Origin of the sequence: Methanobacterium formicicum, from assembly GCF_029848115.1 — an archaeon.
Lineage (GTDB): Archaea > Methanobacteriota > Methanobacteria > Methanobacteriales > Methanobacteriaceae > Methanobacterium > Methanobacterium formicicum.
In genome coordinates this window covers 95,001-98,063 of sequence record NZ_JARVXG010000057.1, presented here as the reverse complement: position 1 = coordinate 98,063, position 3,063 = coordinate 95,001, and the positions used below count along the sequence as shown (strand labels likewise).

3 protein-coding genes (1 of these 3 cut by a window edge) are annotated in these 3,063 nt (G+C 40.7%); 2 read left to right on the top strand and 1 reads right to left on the bottom strand.

Annotation, left to right across the window (positions count from 1 at the left end; translation table 11 throughout):
- Positions 1-1,134, top strand: a 1,134-nt coding sequence (locus QC759_RS10900) for a DUF11 domain-containing protein (RefSeq protein WP_279845786.1), incomplete at its 5' end; no start/stop codon positions are given.
- Between the two features lie 75 nt (positions 1,135-1,209).
- Here QC759_RS10900 and QC759_RS10895 read toward each other — a convergent pair.
- Entirely contained in the window at positions 1,210-2,496 is a 1,287-nt protein-coding gene (locus tag QC759_RS10895) for a dihydroorotase (RefSeq protein WP_048072467.1), read from the bottom strand.
- Between the two features lie 173 nt (positions 2,497-2,669).
- On the opposite strand from QC759_RS10895, the gene QC759_RS10890 reads away from it, so the two are divergent.
- Positions 2,670-3,063, top strand: the start of a protein-coding gene (locus QC759_RS10890; protein ID WP_048072466.1) for a nucleotidyltransferase family protein. The gene runs 731 nt beyond the window's last position; 394 of the gene's 1,125 nt are visible here — the first part of the coding sequence; its start codon is at positions 2,670-2,672; its stop codon lies beyond the right edge, outside the window.

Sequence of the window (3,063 nt, the reverse complement as noted above, 5' to 3'; positions counted from 1 at the left end):
AATGTGAAGGTTAGTGATTCTCTGGATCCACGCTTGACTGGTCAGGAGTATAGTTTGGATGGTGTTAACTGGAGTTCATGGTTAGCTCCTTATGAGTATGTTTTCAGTCGTTTGAATGCTACTGGGACTGTGTATCTGTATCTAAGAGGATTAGTACCATCTAATGCCACTGGACTCATTAACAACACTGTTTTTGTCTCCAGCAATACCACCAATTTGACTGGTAACCTCACAGACAACACCACCACGGTGATAAACACGCGGGCCATCCTGAACATTACAAAAACTTCCCAAACTGAGGGATCAGATGTAAACAACATAGTAAGGGGTTATCCAATCCATTACACCATCGTAATAACCAATGAAGGACCATCCGACGCCCTGAACGTTAACTTTGATGATTATTACACTCCATACTTGCTGGAAAACACGTACTACTCCACATCAACCGGAATACCATGGACTGCATACACCAACCCTCTGAACATAACCCCAATAATCGATAGACTGGCACCCGGACAGAATGTAACCATATGGATTAATGGTACTGTGATTTCCAATGCAACACAGGGCCTGAACAACACTGCTGGAACTTCATCAGAAACAGATCCTGATGGCAGGAAAACAGCATCAGTCTACAATGAAATTCAAACATCTCATGTAACTATTGAAAAAACAGTTAGTAATCCACAACCATATCTCCATGAAACAATCGACTTCACACTCATTGTGCAAAACTGGGGACCAGATACTGCCATAGATGTTTATGTCCTTGATAAACTCCCTGAAGGATTGATTTACATAGGTTCAACAGCTAACTACGGTTCATACGATCCTGCAACTGGAATATGGACCATTGGCAACTTACCAACAAATACAATAGCTCAGCTAATAATCACGGTGGGTGTTGAAAAGTTAGGACCAATTGAAAACCACGCCCATGTATACACGGCATCCTATGATCCTATTCTGGATCGTAGAAATGCAACTGCAGCTATTTATGTCAGTGAACAACCCCAACCAGAGAACAACACTGTGGGAATGCAAAATACAGGTATGCCTTTACAATCCATTGTAATGGCACTGTTACTTGTATTAACAGGCCTATCTGCAGTCACTTTCGGAAAAAAATAATGGGATTACTTTTTTCCCATATTTATTTTTATTTTTATTTTAAAATCAACAATTTAAAAGAAAATATATTGCTTCTTATTTAAAATAAACAAATTTTCCCTGATTTTTCAGAATATGACCTTCTTCCATAACTTTCTGTCCGCGTACCATGGTCATAACTGGCACTCCCTGGACATTGAAACCTTCAAATGGAGAATACTTAGCTTTAGACTGGAACTTAGCAGGATCAATAATACCTTCTTTCTTTAAATCCACCACCACCATGTCTGCATCCATTCCTTCTCTTATGAAACCTTTATCTGGAATATTGAATATTTTTGCAGGGGTTTCACACAACAACCTTTTAATATTTCCGAGGCGTATTTTTTTCTGGTTTAACTGGGTTAAAAGCAGGGGAAGAATGGTTTCTAACCCTGGAATGCCAGGAGGAGCACTCCAAATATCCTTTTTCTTTTCATCAAGTGTGTGGGGGGCATGATCAGTGCCAATAATGTCAATATCATGTAAATCCTTAACCCGCAACCGGTTTTTATTATCACGCAGGGGAGGGTTGGTTTTGGCCAGGTTACCATATGTTTTCAGGCAGCCCGAATCCAGGAACAGGTGATGGGGAGTAATTTCAGATGTTATTTTTAATCCTGCCTTTTTGGCCTCACTTGTGAGTTTTAAGGATTTTCTGGTGCTCACATGGCAAAAATGTATTCTTTGGTTGAACTTATTTGCCAGTGCAATAGCCGAGGCAACTGCTTCAATTTCGGCATGGGGAGGACGAGCTTCTGCATATAATTCAGGGCTGGATCCCTTCTTTTTCATCTTTTTGGTGCACTGATTAACCACTTGTGGATCTTCAGCATGTAATGAGATTAGATGATCTCCAGAGACCCCGCTTATCTTGCTGAAAGCCTCACTTAAAAACTCATGATCCACTGTATCCATGAAGATCTTAAAAGACGCAGGCCGTAATTTGGCAAGTTCCTCAATATTGGATAGATCAGCAACACCGGCATGTAGGCCAAAGTCCACCAGACTCTTACGACTGGCGATCCCTATTTTATCTCTGAAATCATGGGGGGTGTTGGTGGGTGGAACTGTGTTGGGCATATCCAGTACAGTGGTAAAACCCCCAGCAGCTGCAGCAGCACTACCCGTGGAAAAATCCTCCTTAATGGTAAGTCCCGGGTCTCTAAAATGAACATGACCATCAATAAGTCCGGGAAGAACCAGTTTACCTGCAACATCAATTGTTTCAGTGGCACTTGATGATAATTTTTTAATAGAAACTATCTTCTCATCTTTAATTCCCAAACAAACCTCTTCAGGACCTATTTCCAATTTACAGTTGGTTATACACAAATCCAGCATACAAAACGCCTATCCTTTTAATAATGGGGTAAAATTACCGTTGGTCTTTTTTTTTAATGGGAAATATTTCCTCCCATATTCTGGGAAATCAGTTCATTGATATCGGTTATAATTTATGATCTGTAAAGATAATCATATAACAATAATGATAACAATAAGTTTAATGGGATACCATGTCTTCTAGAGAAACTTTAGTTAAAGAAATTATTGCCAGAGATAGGAAACAGTTTCTGGAAGATGTGAGGTTACGCCCTCCATATAAAGAGTCTGAATCTAAAGTTTCTGAATCAGATCCATCAGACACTAAAATTTTAGCCGATTTCACAGAATACAATCCCTTGCATAAGGGTCATCTGCACTGCCTTATGGAGGCCAAAAAAAAGGTTCCAGAGGGAATATTCGTGGCAGTAGTCCCTGGACTATTCGAACGCAGTGGAAGAGGATTACCCTACATCATGACCAGACAGGCACGTGCAGAAGCAGCAATTGCGGTTGGTGCGGATATTGTGGTTGAAGGCCCACCCATGGGTATAATGGGATCAGGACAGTACTCCCTCTGCCTGGCCA